Origin of the sequence: Methanospirillum hungatei (assembly GCF_019263745.1) — an archaeon.
Lineage (GTDB): Archaea > Halobacteriota > Methanomicrobia > Methanomicrobiales > Methanospirillaceae > Methanospirillum > Methanospirillum purgamenti.
In genome coordinates this window covers 807,417-827,568 of sequence record NZ_CP077107.1, presented here as the reverse complement: position 1 = coordinate 827,568, position 20,152 = coordinate 807,417, and the positions used below count along the sequence as shown (strand labels likewise).

The window sequence follows — 20,152 nt, the reverse complement described above, 5'->3', positions numbered from 1 at the left end:
CCAAAAATCATCGTAATTACCGGTATTTTAAAAAGTCCTTGGTACGAGATAATGCCTTGATTATTGAGATATACCCATATGTACACTCAACTCCATTGATCATACCGCACTTTTGTTCCCATTTTTCTCGGAATAACTTACTTTTTCGAAATAGACGATCGATTTGATTAATATTTCGAGACCAGTTAGCGATCATACAGAGAAGTGCCATGTCTGCTCTACTGTGATCATTGTCAAACAGTGAGATGTCTCCGATCCATAATCTTTTACCCTTCTGACTCGACCAGATTTTTGCAATTATCTCGACATCATTCAACTCTTCGGGCCCCGTTAAAAGATCAACATCTATTTGGCTTAAGGGTTCAGAAGAAACTACACACAGTGGGGTGGTGGGTGAGTTTTCCATTTGTACCACAATTTCGTCCATTACCTTGTCATTTTCATTGATTTCTAATGGATAACCTTCAATAACAAACCCTGTAATGGTAACGTATCTTCTATCTGTTGATATCTCGATTTTACGAATGTTATTATATCCTGATATATTCTGGTTTCCAGAATAATTGGATTTGAGAATACAGCGTATTCCTGTTCCACTCGGGGAGATTTCGGAGTAAGTATTTAAGTCATCCAACAACTTTTTCACTGGAGCAATTATCTCTCTATTTACTATACAATCATCGATATCTAATCCAATATATGGAATATTTGGAGAAAATACAAATCCAATTCCTCCGTTTCCAGATAATTTTCCATATTGTACAGCATCATCAAAGCTGCTCCATGTTTTTGGATCGGTAGTTTTAGCTGGAATTGGCCTTCTCCTACTAGGATAACAGGTTGATGAGATGAAAGGCTGTTTACCATTTCTTCCTCCATTTCGTTGAATATATCTCCATACTACCCACGAATCATACACTTTTAACTCATCAGGTATGTTATGAGATTCAAACTTTTTCATTTGCTTTCCTTTTCTTAATTTAAGGACAATATCTAATTGTCTCAATATATTATTCCATTAGTGCCTCACGTTTTGTTAACTAACTGATGTTAACAATTATTAGAAAAATACTCCCTATTAATTATAATAGGGATATTTCAAAAGTGAAATTTCAAATCATCCTATTCTCCCTCCAATGATTGAATAGGTTTTAATATTGTGTCATTATCATCAAAACATGGAAGATTGGGTTTCTTTATGACCAGTATGTTACGATTATTAAAGCCTACTGGCATTTTTTGGATATAATCATGTAATCGAGACTTTATCTCTCGTTCGATTGTTTTAAATCCAATTTTTCCATCCAACTGTTTTGAAACTTCAACACAATATTCATACAATTTTACATGATCATCACTCTCCAATCTAATTTTTATGTCATCAATAATTTTATCAAAAATCAAAGGAAAAAGAACCTTTTTTATTTCTCTTTCCAATTGTGTATAAAAGCCGTTTCGACTTGTTTGGGATCTTATTTTAAAAGAGAGATACTCGCATCCATTTTGCTGAAATAGTGCGTTTTTGATATCTAGATTCGAAAATAAGATTACGAGTTTCTTTCTCTCGGGACCATTGTTTTTTTTTCGAAAAGTCCTTCCAACAACTTGAATTAAGTGTTCAATAGCACAATTATCAGATATTTCTCTATTAACGGGGTAAATCGGATTTTTATAGGGTTTGGTCTTATTATCTTCAACTTCTTTTATAATGTCTGATGATGGTTTCCATTCTAGTTCGAAAGGTGGACTGATGAAATAATCTGGTGGAAGATAAGGGGTCCCTACAATCACCGATATAGGGGTATCAATGAATTCATTCGTTGCTTTGCTTTTATCGCTTCGAAATGGAACAAATTTATGATTTGTTCTGTTCAACCTGCTGTTAGAAAATTTTTCATCATAGGATCTGGAATGAGTAAAAAAAATTACTTCCTGGTTAAGAAACTTAAAATAGATATCCAACTGTTCTACTATTTCAATGACTTTATCAGCAAATTTTGAATTATGATCGCAAATCGTTGCCTGAGAATATGATGCATCATTAATTGCTAGTAATACAAAATTGGGATTGGGAGTTGCATCTGTCTCAATTTTATACCAATGTTTATCAATACGATTTAAGTAGAAATCGTCTTCTGAAGTCCTTGAAGCATTAAGGTATATTAATGAATAATTTGATAATGACCTGTTAATTGAGAATATTTTTAATTCAAATCCTGTGTTAGGTATTTGAGGTTCATATAATTGGATATCTTCGTTACCATTTATTGCGTTATCGATTAAATGTAAAATATGAAATTTTGGAAGTATTTTCGTGGAAGCGTTAAATACTGAAGCAAAATCTTGATGTAATAATATGTTATTTAATCTATCAAATTCATCCTTTATCGAAGTGTTATAACAATTATATAAACTCCTTATACCGCTGATATCTTGTTTTTTAGCAAGAGTGCTGATAGTACTTAAATTTGGGAGATTGTTATCATTACAGTATTGAATTAAATGGTCTAAATTTCCATTTAGAATATTCACATTGTTACAAACAACTTCAGAAAATGGAACATCATCAATAATTATTGTAGGAATGGAACTGTCAATTATACTTAATGCGTAATAAAGTAACTTCGGTGTTGTGAGTATTACTATACCATAACCCGTCGAATCTGAATCACTGATACGTTCAATATTTTCTTTATATTGGCAGTTTGTTTCATGCCCACAATTACATTCCACTTTAGGGATTGTATATTCATAAAATTTTGAGAGAGCTTTTGCAAAATCACATACGCCATCTTGAGTTCTTCCTTTTAATATGATAGTTCTTGATTTAACAAGTGAAGAAAACTTGTTCAGATATGCTACCTCTAAAATGTCGTAACTTTGCATAATTACGATAACATTTCTTTGTTTGCGGGTTTGACCCTCGATAAATTGTATTGCACGTGTGGTTTTATTTCCACCAGTATGTGAACTGTTGTAAATCTTGGGATGAGATATCAGAATCTTTTCATAATCTCTTTGGTCATCCATAATTGAACTGTTCACATCCTGTCTGTGATTGTTATCTATAATACGTAGGTATAGTTAACAAATATACTTTTTGGTAGTTAACACAGATCTGTTGATATTAATCTTTTTGTTAAATATTAGGCTCAAATTTTAATTATTTGAGACTGTCAGATTTGTTTCTTCATTCTATATGGAAGTAAAATATATGTATTTGTCTGACCAATGATATGTTATGCGAAATAAGTATACAATTACATTAAGTGATCGGATAAATCAAAAATTGGATGATTATTCTAAAAATAATGGGATTTCTCGGAGTTCAGTAATTGAAATTGCATTGATTGACTTATTTGATAAAAGTAAATCTCCTCCTCTAAACAATTCAAATGAACTGTTAAAAAAAATAGAAAACCAGGATGAGCGATTGAATAGAATAGAGGCGATTTTGAATCCTGATGATCATATTATGTCAGTATTTGGTGAATTGTCAAAACCAAGAAAAATGGATTATATTTCTATGATTGAACAATTGGAACCTAATAAAATGTATAGGCAAAGTGATCTATTCCAACACTTGCCAGATGCAATGCAATTTAACTCTAAAAAAGCAACCGTTTCAAGAGCAGTCGCACAAGGTTTTATTGAAACAAATGGAGAAAAAGGAAAGAAATGTAGGGTTAAAGGATCTTCTGCTATTAAATGGTTAAATAAGTATAGAAAAGTCAATGATGAATAAAACACCTTATTTTCTTTATGTATTGACAGTTATCTTTCTGTATCTTTTATCATCATTTCGGCTTAAAGTATTCAAATTTTAAAATTAATTCGTAATTAGACCCGCTAGTCCTACTATTATTCAGTTACCATGCAATTTTTATTCTAATGTGTATTCCTCTACACAAATTTTGCACAAGATCGCGCACATATATTTTACACATAATATACACAAACAATTAAGTAGTATGCTCTACACACATTATACACATGAGAGGGAGATTCAATATTACACTTAGTGAAGCGATCAATGATCAGTTAGATCGACATGCCAAGGATCATGATATGACACGCAGCTCAGTTATTGAGGTAGCTTTAAAAGATTACTTGGGAGGTTTAAAAAATACACAAATAATACACAATGATGATCTTCGATCCGAAGTTGATAATCTAACTCACCGGATGCAAGTAATAGAAGAAAAGTTTGCATCAATGACACCAACAAAGATCATCACTGAAGCACATGAAGCACCTATCGAACCTGAACCCATCATCTCTTTTGATCAAGATCATATTCCCAATAGCGACCCTCCATTGAATCATAATGAATGGTATAGACAGAAGGATGTTGCTGAAATGTTACCCGATTCAATGAACATTAATACTCGGAAATCAAAGGTCTCCAAGGCAGTAGCAAGCGGTGAACTCAAAACCAATGGCAAGAAAGGTAATGAATGCTTAATAAAAGGAACATCAGTTATTGATTGGCTAAAATATCTTTTAAATTACCAAAATGATCCATCCAAAACCACGCATACCAACCACCACACCTGTGAGTAATCTTAATTGAGGTATTTGAATGGAATTTATTGGATTAACCCAAGCTAAAAAGACTGAACCTAAACCTGGATATGTATATACTTATTTTAGGTTTCCTGTAGAGAATATGAAAAAGAAATTAATAGGAAAAGTCTTTGCAATATATAAAATATCCGAGTCCTACGTGTTAGTGGATGTTGAGGCTGAATCAAAGACTGGTTTTCTACCCGCGTTGCAGTCTGGAAACATACCTTGTGGTATCCAATATATTAATCCTGACCCGAAAATGGTAGAAAACCCCAGACAGGTTTATATGGGTGAGAAACTAACCTGTAGAGGCCGGGCCTATGGTCTAGTTGGTTATGACACCGCCTTTACACGGCGGAGGTCGCCGGTTCGAATCCGGCTGGGCCCATAATTGAGGAATTGTCTAATCTCTTTTTGCTTGAATTTTTTCTTCTGAAATTTGAAATGGAGTATATTTTTCTTTCGAATTCGTAATTAATTGAACTGATTCACATGAATGTTAGTGTTAATTATGACTTTAACAAAAAAACTAAATCAGTAAATACATCAAAAATATACGTCTGATATATTTCTAATATTTACTCATGACTAATGTGGATGTATTCTTATGACAATCACCGATATTATTGAGCAACGTGCACGAAATCTTCCTCCTGAATATCAACAAATGGTATTAGATTTTATAGATTCGTTATTTATTGACAATCAGAGGATTGAATCTGAAAAACCCTGTCTAAATTGGGCAGGAGCCCTTTCTAATGTAAAGGAAGATGTTTTCTCTCTCCAGAAAAAAGCCTTGCTTTGGCGTGACACCGATGAAATATCTGATTGATACAAATGTTCCACTTATGGTTCTTCTTGATCAGGATTATTCATCAGAAGCACGTATTTTTTTTGAGACAATCCCGATGCACCATTGTGTCATCAGTGATTTCTCTCTTCACTCAATAGGCGTAATACTTGCTAAGAAGGATAGAAAAGAAATATTCAGGACATTCATTGATGATCTAATTGTAAGATGTCGAATACATATTCTTCATATAAGATACGAAGATTTGTATTCTGTTATGCAAAATATGGATATATTTCATCTTGATTTTGACGATGCATATCAATATACCCTGGCACAGGAATATAGCCTACAGATTGTGAGTTTTGATCAGGATTTTGATTTAACCGAAAAAGGAAGAGTTTGTCCAGCTGATGTAATATCTGGAAGATTTTTTTAACCAACTCTCCTTGCTGTCGAGTGTTGGAACGATAAAACTATTACTCTCTTTTTTGCTCTGTTATCAAAAATGAATTGTCGGTTACTCATAGCTTATAGTTCCCATTGGAATAGTTAATCTATCCAAACTCCGCATCTATTGACACAGGAGTACTATACCAAATGAGACTCACCCTGACAACCGGAATATTACTGATTGGATGTCTTATACTGGTCGCCACCACGATAGCAGACAATCAGACTGGAAAAAACGATTTTATCGGAACCTGGACTGATGCCAATTATACATTTACCATTGTCCAGGAAGGTACAGACATTGTATTAACCGGAATTCCGTTCGATGAAGAATCGTTTTTTCCCATGAAACTTACCGGAATGGAATCAGACAACAAAACCCGTCTGGTCACATATAAGAATATGACTGGAACGATGGAAATTGAGATGTCTGAAGATCAGATGGAACTCTCTGGAATTCAGACCTTTGATCCGGTCAATCCATTTGATACCCCATTTACCGTTGATTACAACTCTACCCGGAATGGGACCGAGGTGCAGACTGATGCGGTCTGGTCTGGAGAATGGATTGTCGATAATATGGTTATGACTCTCACTCAGACCGGTGAGGCAATCTCCGGGTTCTTTAATGTAGTCAATGAACCGGAGTCGAAAGTATATGTTAAAGGGTTTGTTTCTGATGATGGGAGAAATATCTCACTGAACTGGACGTTCGCAGAATATGTGAACTTTACTCTGTCAGATGACGGGATGCATCTTATCGATGAAGCATGTATGAATGGAGAGGGTAAAGAGGGATATCTCTGTTTGAACCTTCAGAAACAGGTACAGGAATAAGTTCAGGTTGACTTATTTCAGACAGGTAGAAAGATTACTGATAATGGTCTAACCGTGGGTTTTTGATACCCTCTTGGATCTTTTTCAGATATTGGTCGCAAGTTAGACAAAAAAATCGCATATCCATGTTCGCTTTTTTCGAGCATCATCTATCCTGTAATTTCCTTCTGGATAATGGTATGTTTCTTTGGATTGAAAACTCCTTTTTTAACCACTTAATGCATTTGCCCATTTTTACTGATACAAATATAAACAACGGGATTTCTGTTGAGATCTTTAGCGATAGAAATATTCCTACTTGTCGCACGAAAAAAAAATATACAGGAATTAGTTGTTATTCCATTGATCAAGCCAGTCAAGAACCGTGTCATGCCATTTTATACTATTAGATGGCCTCATCACCCAATGGTTTTCATCAGGGAAGTATAGGAATTTGCTTGGGATATCTCTTCTCTGGAGAGCCGTAAATGTTGCCATTCCTTGAGATTCCGCTATCCTGAAATCCTTTCCCCCATGAATAACAAGTGTTGGCGTTTTCCAGTTGCCAACATAATTAATCGGATTAAATCTCTGGTAACTCTCCGGATTATCCCAGGGAGTTCCATTATACTCCCACTCATCAAACCAGATCTCATCAGTATCATAATAGCCAAACCGCTCATCAAGATTCCCGTCATGACTGACAAGGCACAAAAACCGGTCAGGCCACACGCCGTTTATCAGGTTCACCATATATCCGCCATATGATGCACCAAGAGCAGATACCCGTTTCTCATCCATCCATGGATTCAATTGAATAGCAGTCTCAAGACCCTTTTTCAGATCTTCTAGGGGTTTTCCTCCCCAATCATCCCGTATTGAATCGGTAAATGCCTGTCCGTATCCTATAGAACCATGATAATCGATCATCACTACTCCATACCCTCTCCCTGCAAAGGGCTGGGGATTCCAGCGATAATGGAATTTGTTTGGGAATGAATCCTCCGGCCCTCCATGAATGAACAGGGCTATCGGATATTTCTTTTCAGGGTCAAAATCAACCGGTTTGATGATGTATCCATGGACAGTTTCATTGTTCCATCCCTGAAATGTGAACGATTCAAAGGAACCCATCCGGACCAGTTTCAGATGGTCTTTGTTCACTTCTGTAAGTCTCTTCTTTGCTAACTTTTCTCTGTCAATGACAAAAATATCAGCTGGATTATCGATTGTTGAAAGGCTGTATACTATAGATTCTCCAAGAGAGTCAATGTACTCTACATTTCCATCTGGGACCACGGTTTTTACCGTCCCTCCCACTGGATCTATTACAAAGAGAGATCGATTCCCCTTGTTCATGGCAACCGCATAAAGATACTTCCCATCCGGTGACCATGTCAGAAGAGCAGGAGACCGGTCCCAGTCAGGAACAATTTCTCTCTCTTCTCCGTCAGGCCAGGATTTAATCATCACATGGAACCGATCTGATTCATACCCTGGTCGTTTTTGAGCAAGATATGCTAGAGTCTTGCCATCAGGGGAGAATACCGGCTGAGAATCCCATGCCGGATTTGATGAGGTCAGGTTATCTGGAGGTATGCTTCCATCAACTGGGGTGAGGAAAAGATCATGATTTGTGCTCCATGCCTCCTCCCTCCCATTATCTCCAGCCGAAAAGACAATCCCTTTACTGTCTGGAGTAAAGGTAAACTCCTCTCTCCCGCCAAAGGGTTTGGAAGGACAGTCTGCATCCATTGTATTCATAATATCAACCGGTGCTCCTCCGACAATCGGCATCACAAAAATATGGTTCCTCTTCCCATTGGTCCAGGTATCCCAATGTCGGATCGGTAATGAATCATATATTCGTCCTGATGATTTTTCCTGGGCAATCATCTCATCCCGCTGCACGGTTTCAGATATGGTGGTGCCTGGGAAGACTTCCATTGAAAACGCAAGTTTCTTTCCATCGGGGGATAATTTTAGATGAGAAATATCGAGTGGTTCGTTGGTAACCTGAACGGATTTTTCATCTGTGATATTCACCTTCCATATCTGTGTACTCTCTGGCAGAGCTTTTATGTAATAGAGTGTGGTGCTATCTGGTGACCAACAGGGGGACGAGTCTGAACCGGGCTGAAATGTTATCTGATGAAGCGATTTTCCATCTGCCTGCATAAGCCAGAGGTTTGTTTCACCCTTATCAGACGTCAGGTTCGGGATACGTAAGGGAAATACGATCCACTTTCCATCTGGAGATATGGATATTCCTTCTATCCGGTGAAGGGTGACAAGATCCTGTGCAGAGAACGGCTCAGAATTTTCGTTTGCATATACTGGTGATAGTCCGATAATCAGGAGAGAAATGAGGAGAAAACTGATCAGGGTGATACATTTCATGTATTGGGTATTGCTGCTTTACTCGTAAAAAGATAATCTACAGAATAAATCCACGAGAATCTATAACAATAAATGATATCATCGCACATATCTCATTACTGATATATTGAGGTTCTTCAACACTGCCGGACCTATAAATTGCCAGGATCATTATTGTCTGCCCTCACTATCACGTTTCGATCTCAATGAAATTCTCTCTCTCATAATCCAGAAAAAATATTTTGTTCTTCATGCACCACGACAGACAGGGAAGACCTCATGTCTCTTAGCCCTTCGTGATACGCTGAATCAGGAGGGAAAATATGCTGCCCTCTATGTCAATGTCGAGATGGCACAAACAGCCAGAGGAGATGTAAGCAGGGGGATGAAGGCAATTCTCAGTGAACTGACTTATCAGGCTGAAAGGACATTGGGAGAGAGTGTATTCCAAAACAGGGTTTCCGGGATTATTGCAGAATCAGGAGAAGATGCAGCCCTTAAAACTGTTTTATCAAACCTTTGTCAAAAACTGAAACTCCCCCTTGTTCTTTGCATTGATGAAGTTGATGCTCTTGTTGGTGACACTCTGATCTCACTTCTCCGTCAGATAAGGGATGGATATGCTGACAGGCCTACTGGATTTCCTGCCTCAATAATCCTCTGCGGTGTACGTGATGTCCGTGATTACCGAATCCTCTCTGACAGACACCAAGAGATAATATCAGGGGGAAGTGCCTTTAATATTAAAGCCGAATCTCTCCGGCTTGGTAACTTTTCTGCAGAAGAGACAAGGACCCTTCTCATGCAACATACCTCAGAAACAGGTCAGGTGTTTGAGACGGAAGCTTTGTCAGCCATATGGAATTTGACAAAAGGACAGCCCTGGCTTGTGAATGCTCTTGCATATGAAGTCTGTTTTAAAATGGAACCGGGAAAAGATTGGAAAAATGCAATAACTCTGGATCTTATCATAAACGCGAAAGAACAACTTATCCGAAGGCGTGATACTCACCTTGATCAACTTGCAGATAAACTCAAAGAAGAGCGTGTTCGAAGGGTTATTGAACCGATGCTCACAGGTGAGGTCTTTGAACAGGGTTTCAGACCTGATGATGTTGGATATTTGGTTGATCTCGGCCTTATTACTCAGGAGATGAACGGAGCAATACGGATTGCGAATCCGATATACCAGGAGATTATTCCCAGGGAACTAAGTTGGGGGGCACAGACCGGAATGACGGTTGAGACTGCCTGGTATGTTACTCCGGACGGAAGGCTCCTCCTTTCAAAACTTCTCAGTGCATTTGCCCAGTTTTACCGGGAACATTCCGGAAGCTGGCTGGAGATTGCCAAATATAAAGAGGCAGGACCACACCTGCTGCTCCAGGCATTCCTTCAACGGATTGTAAATGGAGGCGGGCAGATTACACGTGAATATGGTCTTGGTATGGGCAGAACTGATCTCTTCATCCTCTGGAATCTCCCTGACGGGGCTAACCAACGGTTCGTTATCGAGTGTAAGGAACAGCGGGGATCTCGAGAAACTACGATTGAAACCGGGCTTCGTCAGGTTATCAGGTATGCTGATACCTGTGGGGCAGATGAAGTATATCTTGTCATATTTGATCCAACTGAAAGACAATGGGAAGAGAAGATATTTACTGAAACAAAGGAGAAAGACGGTATTTCAGTTGAGATTTTTGGGATGTGAATAATAATTTTTAAAAGATTTGGGCTTCATTCCAGTTTGAATGGTTTACATAGATTACATCTATTGATTTTTATTTTGGTCAAGGGGAATGGGTGTGCATGGAGTCAATTCTTTTCCAGATGTTTTTCGTAATATTTTTGGTAACAGAGATATGATTTATTATTCAGAGTATTGAAAAGAAGTGTGTTGTGACTGTAATTGATAAAAAAACTCTTTCAGAACGGGATATCTGTTCTAAATACATAACGCCGGCAATAGAGAGGGCCGGATGGCATCTCCTCACCCAGGTCAGGGAAGAGGTGAATATCACCAAAGGGAGAGTGATAGTAACCACCGGTTCAAGACCGAAACGGGCAGAGGCCGGGTTTGCTGATTACATCCTTTATTATAAGCCCAATATTCCGATAGCAGTCATAGAAGCGAAAGATAATACTCATTGTGTAGGAGCCGGTATGCAGCAGGCTCTCGGATATGCACAGCTGATCGATGTTCCGTTTGTATTCAGTTCAAATGGTGATGCATTTCTCTTTCATGATAAGAGCGGTCAGGGCGGGATCATTGAACAGGAATTACCCCTTGATGCATTTCCTTCTCCTGAAGTTCTCTGGAATCGCTATTGCACCTTAAAAGGGATCAGTTCTGATACGTCAAAGATAGTGACCCAGGATTATTATGATGAGGGTCAGGAAAGACTCCCCGGTATTACCAGGTAATTGCAATTAATCGGACGATAGAAGCCATTGCAAAAGGGCAAAGCCGAATCCTCCTGGTGATGGCCACGGGAACTGGGAAGACGTATACCGCGTTTCAGATCATCTGGAGGCTCTGGAAGGCCGGCTCTGCGAAACGTATCCTCTTTCTTGCAGATAGAAATATCCTCGTCGATCAGACAAAGACTAATGATTTCAAGCCCTTTGGAAAGGCGATGACCAAGATCACGAACCGGAAGATAGACAAGAGTTATGAGATTTACCTCTCCCTCTATCAGGCGATAACCGGTACTGAGGATATCCAGAATATCTACAAGGAGTTCTCACCTGATTTCTTCGATCTGGTGGTCATTGATGAATGTCACCGGGGCAGTGCCGCTGAAGATGCTGCATGGCGGGATATTCTGACTTATTTCAATTCAGCGGTTCATATTGGTCTGACTGCAACCCCGAAAGAGACGGAATATGTCAGTAATACGCACTATTTCGGTGAGCCTATCTATACCTACTCACTCAAGCAGGGGATTGAGGACGGTTTTTTGGCTCCTTACCGGGTGATCCGGGTTGATCTAGATAAGGACCTGGCCGGATGGAGACCGGAGAAAGGGAAAAAGGATCTCTATGGTCAGGAGATAGAGGACCGGATTTATTATCAGAAGGACTTTGACAACAATCTGGTCCTGACAAAACGAACCGAACTTGTGGCGAAGAAGGTATCAGACTACCTGAAGAAGACTGATCCGTATGATAAGACAATAATATTCTGTGAGAATATCGACCATGCCGAACGGATGCGGCAATGTCTGGTCAATGAGAATGCAGCGGAGGTCTTTAAGTCAGAGCGGTATGTGGTCAGGATTACTGGTGATTCTCCGGAAGGGAAGGCAGAGCTTGATAACTTCATCATGCCTGACAGCAGGTATCCGGTGATTGCCACAACCAGTAAACTGATGTCAACCGGTGTGGATGCCCAGACCTGCAAGATTATCGCTCTTGACAAGAGTATTGAGTCGATGATAGAGTTTAAGCAGATTATCGGACGGGGAACCCGGATTAATGAGGAGTATGACAAGTACTACTTTACCATCATTGACTTCAGGAAAGCCATCGAGCGATTTGCAGATCCAGAGTTTGATGGCGATCCCATACAGGATCCGGAGTTCAACCCTGAGAACGGATCAGGTGGAGGGGGAAAAGGCAAGGGGAAAGGAGGAAAGCCAGGTATTGATCCTCCCTGGCCGGGGATCAAGTATCTTGTCAATGATGTTGAGGTGTCAGTCGTTGCCGAGCGGGTTCAGTATTATGGGACCGATGGCCGGCTGATAACCGAGTCACTCAAGGACTATACCCGGAACAATGTCCTTAAATCCTATGCAACACTGGATGACTTTCTTACCCGGTGGACTGCGGCAGAACGGAAAACGGCCATCATCGAGGAGTTACAACAGCAGGGAGTTCTCTTTGATGCACTTGCAGAAGAGGTCGGGCGGGATCTTGATCCCTTTGATATGATCTGCCATGTGGCCTATGGTCAGCCAAAGACGACGAGGAGACAGAGGGCCGACCGGGTGAAGAAAGCGAAGTATTTTGCAGAATTCGGGGATCAGGCCAGGGCGGTTCTCATCTCCCTCCTTGATAAGTATGCGGATGAAGGGGTTGAGAACCTTGAGAGTATTGATGTGCTCAAAGTTGATCCCTTCCCGACATTCGGAACTCCCATTGAGATAGTGAAAGGCATTTTTGGCAGTAAGTCTAATTATCTGGCCACATTACATCGGATTGAGCAGTGCCTCCATAATCCTGCTTCCTGTTAGGTGATTCATGTCAATCAGCACGACGATTAAAGCAATACAAGACATTATGCGCAAAGACTCGGGTGTCGACGGCGATGCCCAGAGGTTAAGTCAGCTTGGATGGATGCTCTTTCTGAAAATTTATGACTCACGGGAGGAGGAGTTTGAGCTGAATGATGACTATCAGTCACCGATTCCGGAAGAGTATAGATGGAGGAGCTGGGCAGCCGATGAAGAGGGGATGACGGGAGAGACCCTGCTTTCTTTCATCGATACTGGTCTCTTCCCGGCTCTGAAAGAGATCCCCCCCACTACAGGTCCGGGAATCGTTGTGAAACGGGTGTTTGAGAACTCGTACAACTACATGAAGAACGGGACGCTTATCCGGCAGGTCGTCAATAAACTGAATGAGATTGATTTTAATTCCAGCAAAGACCGGCACCTCTTCGGTGATATCTACGAAAAACTCTTAAAAGACCTGCAGAGTGCCGGAAATGCCGGTGAGTTTTACACCCCTCGGGCCATCACCCAGTTCATGGTTGAGATGGTCGCTCCCCGGCTCGACGAGAAGAAACTTGATCCGGCAAGCGGGACCGGTGGATTTCTTGCTTCCATGCTTGATTTCATCCGCCGGGACCAGGTAAAGAATGTCGAGGATGAGGCAATTTTGCAGCAGTCCATTCATCGCATCGAGAAGAAACCTCTTCCTCATCTGCTCTGCACGACCAATATGATCCTTCACGGGATTGATGTCCCGACCAATATCCAGCTCGATAACGCTCTTTCCCGCCCGCTTCGTGATTATGGAAAGAAGGATCAGGTGGATGTGATCGTTACAAATCCTCCGTTTGGCGGGATGGAAGAGGACAGGATTGAGACGAATTTTCCGTCAGGGTTTCAGACCCGTGAGACGGCTGATCTGTTCCTGGTTCTCATCATGCATCTCCTGAAAGACGGAGGACGGGCTGCGATTGTTCTGCCGGACGGGACGCTCTTTGGTGAGGGTGTCAAGACTAGGATCAAGGAGAAGCTGCTGACCGAGTGCAACCTGCACACGATTGTCAGACTCCCGAACGGGGTGTTCAATCCCTACACCGGAATAAAGACAAATCTGCTCTTCTTCACGAAAGGAGAGCCGACCAAAGAGGTATGATATTATGAGCATCCCTATCCGGAAGGGTATAAGTCCTATTCCAAGACGAAACCGATTCGGATTGAGGAGTTTGGTCCGGAGAAAGAATGGTGGGATAACCGGGTGGAGAATGAGCATACCTGGCGGGTTTCGATAGATCAGATCAAGGAATCCGGGTATAATCTTGATATCAAGAATCCTCATGTGGAGGATGAGGATCATGGTGATCCGATAGAACTTCTTGCCCGGTACCAGAAGATAGTATCAGAGGTCATCGAGACCAGAGAAAAACTGAAACAGGAATTAGCCGCCTGTCTGAAGGGGAGAGATAGTTGACCGAGGATATGACCGGGTTTCTCTTGGATCAGTTTGAGGACCTGGCAGATGCTCCGGGAGGGGTTCAACGGCTACGAGAGATGATTTTGCAGCTGGCGGTGACCGGGAGGTTAGGGACCGGGGATTGCAAAGAAAAATCTTTGAGTGCTATATTAGAAAATATATCAATAAACCAGAATAAATCTGGGAAAAATGGAATTATTGACAAATCAAAATATGAAAAATTAAATTGGAAAATTCCTGAAAATTGGATTTGGAGTTCTCTTGGGAATATCTGTCAAAAAATATCTAATGGATATTCCGGACAACAGAATAAAAATTGCTCAGAATATCCTTTAACACGGATCGAAACAATTTCACTTGGATTTATCGATTTTAATCGAGTTGGGTTTATCCATAATCCAGGTACTGACATTATTGAGAAATACTCCCTAAAAAAGGGAGATATCTTAATGAGTCATATCAACAGTGACAAACATTTAGGAAAAACTGCAATTTTTAACAATGATAGAATACTGCTTCATGGAACTAATCTTTTATTGATTAGGCTATTTCCCGATGTTGTTTGCCCTGAATTTATTAACATTTATTTTAATAATATTCGGAATAATGGTTTTTTTTAAGCATCGCTCAACATGCCATTGCTCAATCTTCAATAAACCAATCAAAACTAATTCCATTACCTGTTCCTCTTCCCCCACTTCAAGAACAAGAGCGGATCGTCGAGAAAGTCGATAGCCTCATGGCCCTGTGTGATGATCTGGAGGCCAAACAGACCCAGAAATATTCTCATCTGGTCAAACTCGGGACCGGGTCACTCAATGCCCTGCAGCAATCCACCACGGAGGAGGAGTTGATCCGGTGGTGGGGGCACCTTCAGACGAATTTCGGGCAGATTTTTGATTGTGTGGAGAATGTTGAGGCGTTGAGGCAGACGATTTTGCAGCTGGCGGTTACGGGGAGGCTTGGGACTGAGGATGAGAGAGATGAACCAGCGAGTGAATTAATACGCCAGATTGTTGAAGAAAAACGTCACCTTATAGAATTCGGAGTAATTTGTCGAACTAAGCCTGTTCCTGAAATTGATGAAAATGATATCCCCTATACTATTCCACTAAGTTGGAAATGGGTAAGACTCGATGACTTGACTTACATTAGTACTGGAAGCACACCCAGCACGACTAACCCTGATTATTATCAAATGGGGATTATACCTTGGGTAACGAGTTCACAAACTTCTTTAGATTATATTTCTATTGCTGATAAGAAAATCACCCAAAAAGCAGTCGATGATTGTGCATTAAAAATTTATCCTATTGGTACTCTGCTGGTTGCATTATATGGACAAGGAAAGACACGTGGTCAAGTGTCTGAATTAAAAATAGATGCAACAATCAACCAAGCTTGTGCCGCAATTTGCTTTTTTGATCGCTCAAAATTAATAAAAGATTTTGTGAAGTTTGTCCTAAAAAAGAATTATCATTCAATTCGTTCAATTTCAGCAGGAGGAGCCCAACCAAATCTTAATTTGGACAAGATAAAACGGATGCTGATTCCCCTTCCTCCTTTACGCGAACAAAAACGAATTGTCGATAAATTGAATGACTTCATGTTAATCTGTGACCAATTAGATCAGAGAATCTATAATAGGGAGAGAATATCTCTATCATTTACAAATTCAATTATTCGAGGGATTGTAAATTAAAATATATAATAAATATCAAAAATTATATTAAATATTTAGATAAATTGAGGGGATAATAGCGTTTCGATTTTCATCGGTGGGATGATGAAATGATCACGGTTTATTTAGATTTTTCATAAAAGTGAATTATCAGATATTGGTAAGAAAGGATAAAATCTAAAAAAAAATCTATTAATTTGGATCATGCACCAGTTTTATTTTTACATATTGGAGAAATAAAATCCACATTTTCAGGAATTATTAAATTATTACTAAAAAAAATGTATTCATGGGCATCTTTTCTCCCTTTTATACTATAAGTTAAATCCAAATAACTATGTCGATAAATTGAATATAATTCTGCAACTAGCGGGCATACGTCATAGGTTACTATCCATTTTTTTCCGCATTGTGAAATTTTTTCAGCTAAATTTTTATGGTCTTTTACGTTAAAGGAATTTTTATATAATTTTGATCCTTTCTTTACATAAGGTGGATCAAAATTGATAAATGCGTTATTGTATTTTCTTAAATTATTAGATTGTAATAAATCTTGTGCATCTAAATTGGAAATAGCGATTTGATTTTTGTATAAAGATATTTCCCGAATTTTTGATATGAGATTTTTTTTGTTAAAACGAGCATTAATGGAATTTTTTCCAGTTTGATTTTTACCTCCAATAGGTCCTCCTTTTATTACTCCTGAAATATTTGTTCTATTTAGGAAAAATGTGGCGAATCCTAATTCTAGTTGTTTTGAAGTATCCTGTTGAAAATAAATCGTTCTTTGTTTTTGCCATTCATCAGTAGTAATATCAATATCAGTGATTAAACGACAAAAATCATCTGTAAAATTTATAATTGAATACCAAAAACAAAAGATTGATGGATCGAAATCGTTGATTACAATTCTTTTCATATCACCATTTAGAAGTAATTTAATAGCTAAACCTGCTCCTCCTGCGAATGGTTCAATATATGTTTGACCTAACATATCATTACAACGTAATATCTCTTTAATATAATTATAGAACTTTGTTTTTCCGCCTGGATATCGCAATGGAGACAAGGTTGTTGGAATATAATCACCTCATTATGCGGATTCTGTGACTTTGTTTAGATAACCCATAAATTAATCAAAATCCCAGAATTTTGGATTTACTCCATGAAATGCAGCCACTTTCTTAAATAAAATGTGTAGATCATTATAAAACGGGTCTATCAAATTTCTATTGTTAGGATTGTTTATCCAATGTCTGAATAATAATTCAAAAAATCGCTCATGTTTTTCAAAAATTTTTTTCCTCAATTCTCTTTCTTTACCATGAATTGATATTCCATTCTTTTTCAATTCTTGGATTTTTATGTCAATACTATCAAAATCTGGTTTAATTTTATCCAGGTAGTAAATTTTACCATACCCACAGCTAAGTATTGATGGTTCAATCCAAAAAGGATCATCTGCTTCGAATAAAGTAACGGAGTAGTTCATAATTAGTTTTTCTGGAGAAAATATGCCTGGTAAAACAGTAATGTGTTTATTTAAATCACGCTTATTGTGTTGATCGCCATCCAATATACAAATTGATTGCATTGTTGACTTTAATAAATAAATATCTTCAAAAATATTCAAAATATTTTTCGCACCAATATTAACATTAACTATGTGGAAATAGTTTCTCACTTTTGAAAAACCCTCGTAATTTTCAGTAAAAAAATCAAAGAGAATATTAAGAAATACTCTTGCTTCAGCATCTTCCGAAAAAATCGGGATCTTTTTCCCAGAATAAATGTCATTATCAGTGATGTTATGCAAATACATTTTTATTTTATAGATATCAGGTGCTTCTATTCTTTTAACCGTTGTTACATTGTCAATTAGATAAATGACGTTATCTTTTTTTTGCAATGCATATTCCAATATTGAAAGACTATGGGTTGTAAAAATTATCTGAATTTTAAATTCTTGTGCAAATTTCCGGAATAGGTTTAGAATCTTATATTGAAATGAAGGGTGTAATGTTCCATCCAATTCATCTATTAATAAAATACTTTCAATATAATTTTTACTTGTTATTGAATTGAAATAATATTTTAGTGAGATTAGGGCTGTCAATAAAATGAAGAGATTATCTTCACCATCAGAAATGGTATTTGAATCAACACCTTCTTTCTCACTCGAAAAATCTGAACGTACTTTAATATCCCCCATTTGTTGGGGTGCAGAAGAAAAGACTTTTAAGTGTGTAAAATCTTCATAAATTTTTGAGATTTCATCCTGATATTCCTTAGGTAAGCTATTATTAATGCTTTTTACTGTTTCTTCATTTTGAAATTCCCCAAATGGAAATAATCTTGACAATCCTAAATAGATGATTGGGCAGTATGGTAATGAGTCTTGATTTCCCTTACCATAATATGGCTTTATTGAATAACGATTATTTTTTGGAGAGATATGCTTCCTAAAATCCAATGTAGAATAATTATAATATTCAACTTTAAGTAATGTCCCTTTATGCCCATTAGCTGGGTCATTAAATTTTTTATCCCCTTTCGTTAATCTCTCTATTTTAGGATTTAAGATACTATTAACTTTATTGATAATATATATACAATTAGGATCCTGTATCCAATCGCATGTTTTTGTTACTGCCTGAAATGAATTACTTATAATGTGTAGTAAAGAAGTCTTGCAGGTGCCATTAGTTCCTGAAATTACATTTATTCCATCTGTAAACTGAAACTCTAAGTCTTTCATTTTCCGATAACGCATTATGGATATTTTATGTATCACCCTGACACCCTTATGAATAATTTATTAGCTATTTAAGGATATGTCTATTCTACCCTATAATGACTTTTATTTCTATATTTTTCTCCTAGTAACATCTATAGATTCATCAGAGACAAAATGAAGTGCTCAAGTGCTCGGAGATTTGCCTTATTGAATGGGTCTTATCCTTGAAAAAATGTAAATAATAATTACATCTCTCTCAGCGATAAAGAGATTGGTTAAAATAGCATCTTTCTATCAATATCGTTAATCTATCGGATTTCTTATTTGATTGTAAACCTTATATGAATGAATAATCATGCTACCAATACTCAAGGATAGCATGGAATACTTCAGAATCCTAAAAATACAATACTTATTGAGTTATCGAATTGTCTGAATAAAGACTTTCCAATAATTATATTTGAATTAATTGCAGAAATCATATGTATTTATAAAAAGTTAAAAAAAAGTTATGAATAGGTACAAAATTACGGTTGAGCAATACCCGGATGGTTTTGTTGCATATCCGGTCGGAATGAAGGGTATCGTAATCGGACAAGGCGATACCTATCAGGAAGCGTTAGAGGACATAAAATCAGCGATAGTATTTCATCTCGAGACATTTGGAAAGTAATTTTTCTCAAAAAATATTCCTTTTCCTCATATCGGATGAAGTATTTGATTAAAACAATATCAACAGAAAAGAAAGAAGCACTTTTATGACTTACAAAATCTCTGTTTCTGCAGCTTATGATGGAAAAGATCTCATTCCTGATCAACCGATTGAACTAAAGGCCGGAAAGAAGTATCATCTCATTATTGAGGATATTCCTCCTGATACCACCCAAAAAGAAGGGATACCTGACAATAGTTACGGGTGTGAAACCTCTGAATTGAGTGAACAGATCCTTGCCCGTGATTGGCTTACTCCTGAAGAGGCTGAAGCGTGGGATTACCTGTAAAAGGCGATATTGTCGTTATACTGTTCCCGTTCTCTGAACTT

General features: G+C 38.2%; 17 protein-coding genes, 1 tRNA gene and 2 pseudogenes. 15 read left to right on the top strand and 5 right to left on the bottom strand.

The genetic code is table 11. The features are described 5' to 3' along the window. Positions 1-16: 16 nt before the first annotated feature. Together KSK55_RS03955 and KSK55_RS03950 are read right to left on the bottom strand one after the other, a co-directional pair. On the bottom strand, positions 17-961 hold the full coding sequence (locus KSK55_RS03955; protein ID WP_218608264.1) for a phage NrS-1 polymerase family protein: 945 nt from the start codon (positions 959-961) through the stop codon (positions 17-19). Positions 962-1,122: 161 nt separating this feature from the next. Beyond that, the gene (locus tag KSK55_RS03950; protein ID WP_218608263.1) at positions 1,123-3,030 is read right to left on the bottom strand and encodes a hypothetical protein; all 1,908 of its coding nucleotides are present in this window, start codon (positions 3,028-3,030) and stop codon (positions 1,123-1,125) included. 211 nt (positions 3,031-3,241) lie between these two features. Between KSK55_RS03950 and KSK55_RS03945 the strand changes: the two genes are divergently transcribed. From KSK55_RS03945 to KSK55_RS03920, 6 genes are all read left to right on the top strand, one after another. Continuing rightward, a complete protein-coding gene (locus tag KSK55_RS03945; RefSeq protein ID WP_218608262.1) occupies positions 3,242-3,745 on the top strand; it encodes a ribbon-helix-helix domain-containing protein in 504 nt (167 codons plus the stop codon). A 248-nt stretch (positions 3,746-3,993) separates the two neighbouring features. Then, positions 3,994-4,563, top strand: coding sequence for a ribbon-helix-helix domain-containing protein (locus tag KSK55_RS03940; protein WP_218608261.1), 570 nt, complete (start codon positions 3,994-3,996; stop codon positions 4,561-4,563). Positions 4,564-4,883: 320 nt separating this feature from the next. Further along, positions 4,884-4,957, top strand: a tRNA-Val gene (locus KSK55_RS03935). Between the two features lie 219 nt (positions 4,958-5,176). Beyond that, entirely contained in the window at positions 5,177-5,401 is a 225-nt protein-coding gene (locus KSK55_RS03930; protein ID WP_214418895.1) for a DUF2281 domain-containing protein, read from the top strand. Further along, positions 5,385-5,798 carry a type II toxin-antitoxin system VapC family toxin gene (locus tag KSK55_RS03925; protein WP_218608260.1) on the top strand — a complete coding sequence of 138 codons (414 nt, stop codon included), beginning with the start codon at positions 5,385-5,387 and terminating at the stop codon, positions 5,796-5,798. The genes KSK55_RS03930 and KSK55_RS03925 overlap by 17 nt, the downstream gene beginning before the upstream one ends. Before the next feature lie 161 nt (positions 5,799-5,959). After that, positions 5,960-6,649 (top strand): hypothetical protein, encoded by a 690-nt coding sequence (locus tag KSK55_RS03920; protein ID WP_218608259.1) that lies wholly within the window; start codon positions 5,960-5,962, stop codon positions 6,647-6,649. Between the two features lie 327 nt (positions 6,650-6,976). Here KSK55_RS03920 and KSK55_RS03915 read toward each other — a convergent pair whose 3' ends face one another. Continuing rightward, positions 6,977-9,028, bottom strand: a complete 2,052-nt coding sequence (locus KSK55_RS03915; RefSeq protein ID WP_218608258.1) for an alpha/beta hydrolase family protein — start codon at positions 9,026-9,028, stop codon at positions 6,977-6,979. A gap of 106 nt (positions 9,029-9,134) precedes the next feature. Between KSK55_RS03915 and KSK55_RS03910 the strand changes: the two genes are divergently transcribed. The 7 genes and pseudogenes from KSK55_RS03910 (at position 9,135) to KSK55_RS03880 (ending at position 16,394) form a co-directional block, all read left to right on the top strand. Beyond that, complete coding sequence (locus KSK55_RS03910) at positions 9,135-10,718, top strand: AAA family ATPase (protein WP_218608257.1); 1,584 nt, start codon at positions 9,135-9,137, stop codon at positions 10,716-10,718. Between the two features lie 188 nt (positions 10,719-10,906). Then, positions 10,907-13,242: pseudogene (gene hsdR, locus KSK55_RS03900) on the top strand (EcoAI/FtnUII family type I restriction enzme subunit R). Positions 13,243-13,249: 7 nt separating this feature from the next. Further along, positions 13,250-14,374, top strand: coding sequence for a class I SAM-dependent DNA methyltransferase (locus KSK55_RS03895; RefSeq protein ID WP_218608254.1), 1,125 nt, complete (start codon positions 13,250-13,252; stop codon positions 14,372-14,374). Between the two features lie 102 nt (positions 14,375-14,476). Then, entirely contained in the window at positions 14,477-14,689 is a 213-nt protein-coding gene (locus KSK55_RS03890; protein WP_218608253.1) for a hypothetical protein, read from the top strand. An 8-nt stretch (positions 14,690-14,697) separates the two neighbouring features. Further along, positions 14,698-15,312: a restriction endonuclease subunit S domain-containing protein gene (locus KSK55_RS03885; RefSeq protein ID WP_218608252.1), complete on the top strand. Its 615-nt coding sequence runs from the start codon at positions 14,698-14,700 to the stop codon at positions 15,310-15,312. Between the two features lie 2 nt (positions 15,313-15,314). Next, positions 15,315-15,410 (top strand): annotated as a pseudogene (locus KSK55_RS16680) (hypothetical protein); the annotation flags it as partial. A gap of 21 nt (positions 15,411-15,431) precedes the next feature. Then, on the top strand, positions 15,432-16,394 hold the full coding sequence (locus KSK55_RS03880) for a restriction endonuclease subunit S (RefSeq protein WP_218608251.1): 963 nt from the start codon (positions 15,432-15,434) through the stop codon (positions 16,392-16,394). A 181-nt stretch (positions 16,395-16,575) separates the two neighbouring features. On the opposite strand, the gene KSK55_RS03875 is transcribed toward KSK55_RS03880, so the two are convergent. Then, positions 16,576-17,367: a DNA adenine methylase gene (locus KSK55_RS03875; protein WP_256664172.1), complete on the bottom strand. Its 792-nt coding sequence runs from the start codon at positions 17,365-17,367 to the stop codon at positions 16,576-16,578. Positions 17,368-17,505: 138 nt separating this feature from the next. After that, positions 17,506-19,131: an ATP-dependent nuclease gene (locus KSK55_RS03870; protein WP_218608249.1), complete on the bottom strand. Its 1,626-nt coding sequence runs from the start codon at positions 19,129-19,131 to the stop codon at positions 17,506-17,508. 490 nt (positions 19,132-19,621) lie between these two features. Here KSK55_RS03870 and KSK55_RS03865 point away from each other — a divergent pair, with 490 nt between their 5' ends. Beyond that, on the top strand, positions 19,622-19,783 hold the full coding sequence (locus tag KSK55_RS03865; protein WP_218608248.1) for a type II toxin-antitoxin system HicB family antitoxin: 162 nt from the start codon (positions 19,622-19,624) through the stop codon (positions 19,781-19,783). Between the two features lie 85 nt (positions 19,784-19,868). After that, on the top strand, positions 19,869-20,111 hold the full coding sequence (locus KSK55_RS03860) for a hypothetical protein (protein WP_218608247.1): 243 nt from the start codon (positions 19,869-19,871) through the stop codon (positions 20,109-20,111). Positions 20,112-20,152 lie beyond the last annotated feature (41 nt).

What these genes read in the sequence shown, in the direction of transcription:
- KSK55_RS03955 (WP_218608264.1), bottom strand. Translation starts at nt 961, where the DNA reads ATGAAAAAGTTTGAATCTCATAACATACCTGATGAGTTAAAAGTGTAT.
- KSK55_RS03950 (WP_218608263.1), bottom strand. Translation starts at nt 3,030, where the DNA reads ATGGATGACCAAAGAGATTATGAAAAGATTCTGATATCTCATCCCAAG.
- KSK55_RS03945 (WP_218608262.1), top strand. Translation starts at nt 3,242, where the DNA reads ATGCGAAATAAGTATACAATTACATTAAGTGATCGGATAAATCAAAAA.
- KSK55_RS03940 (WP_218608261.1), top strand. Translation starts at nt 3,994, where the DNA reads ATGAGAGGGAGATTCAATATTACACTTAGTGAAGCGATCAATGATCAG.
- KSK55_RS03930 (WP_214418895.1), top strand. Translation starts at nt 5,177, where the DNA reads ATGACAATCACCGATATTATTGAGCAACGTGCACGAAATCTTCCTCCT.
- KSK55_RS03925 (WP_218608260.1), top strand. Translation starts at nt 5,385, where the DNA reads ATGAAATATCTGATTGATACAAATGTTCCACTTATGGTTCTTCTTGAT.
- KSK55_RS03920 (WP_218608259.1), top strand. Translation starts at nt 5,960, where the DNA reads ATGAGACTCACCCTGACAACCGGAATATTACTGATTGGATGTCTTATA.
- KSK55_RS03915 (WP_218608258.1), bottom strand. Translation starts at nt 9,028, where the DNA reads ATGAAATGTATCACCCTGATCAGTTTTCTCCTCATTTCTCTCCTGATT.
- KSK55_RS03895 (WP_218608254.1), top strand. Translation starts at nt 13,250, where the DNA reads ATGTCAATCAGCACGACGATTAAAGCAATACAAGACATTATGCGCAAA.
- KSK55_RS03885 (WP_218608252.1), top strand. Translation starts at nt 14,698, where the DNA reads ATGACCGGGTTTCTCTTGGATCAGTTTGAGGACCTGGCAGATGCTCCG.
- KSK55_RS03880 (WP_218608251.1), top strand. Translation starts at nt 15,432, where the DNA reads ATGGCCCTGTGTGATGATCTGGAGGCCAAACAGACCCAGAAATATTCT.
- KSK55_RS03875 (WP_256664172.1), bottom strand. Translation starts at nt 17,367, where the DNA reads ATGTTAGGTCAAACATATATTGAACCATTCGCAGGAGGAGCAGGTTTA.
- KSK55_RS03870 (WP_218608249.1), bottom strand. Translation starts at nt 19,131, where the DNA reads ATGAAAGACTTAGAGTTTCAGTTTACAGATGGAATAAATGTAATTTCA.
- KSK55_RS03865 (WP_218608248.1), top strand. Translation starts at nt 19,622, where the DNA reads ATGAATAGGTACAAAATTACGGTTGAGCAATACCCGGATGGTTTTGTT.
- KSK55_RS03860 (WP_218608247.1), top strand. Translation starts at nt 19,869, where the DNA reads ATGACTTACAAAATCTCTGTTTCTGCAGCTTATGATGGAAAAGATCTC.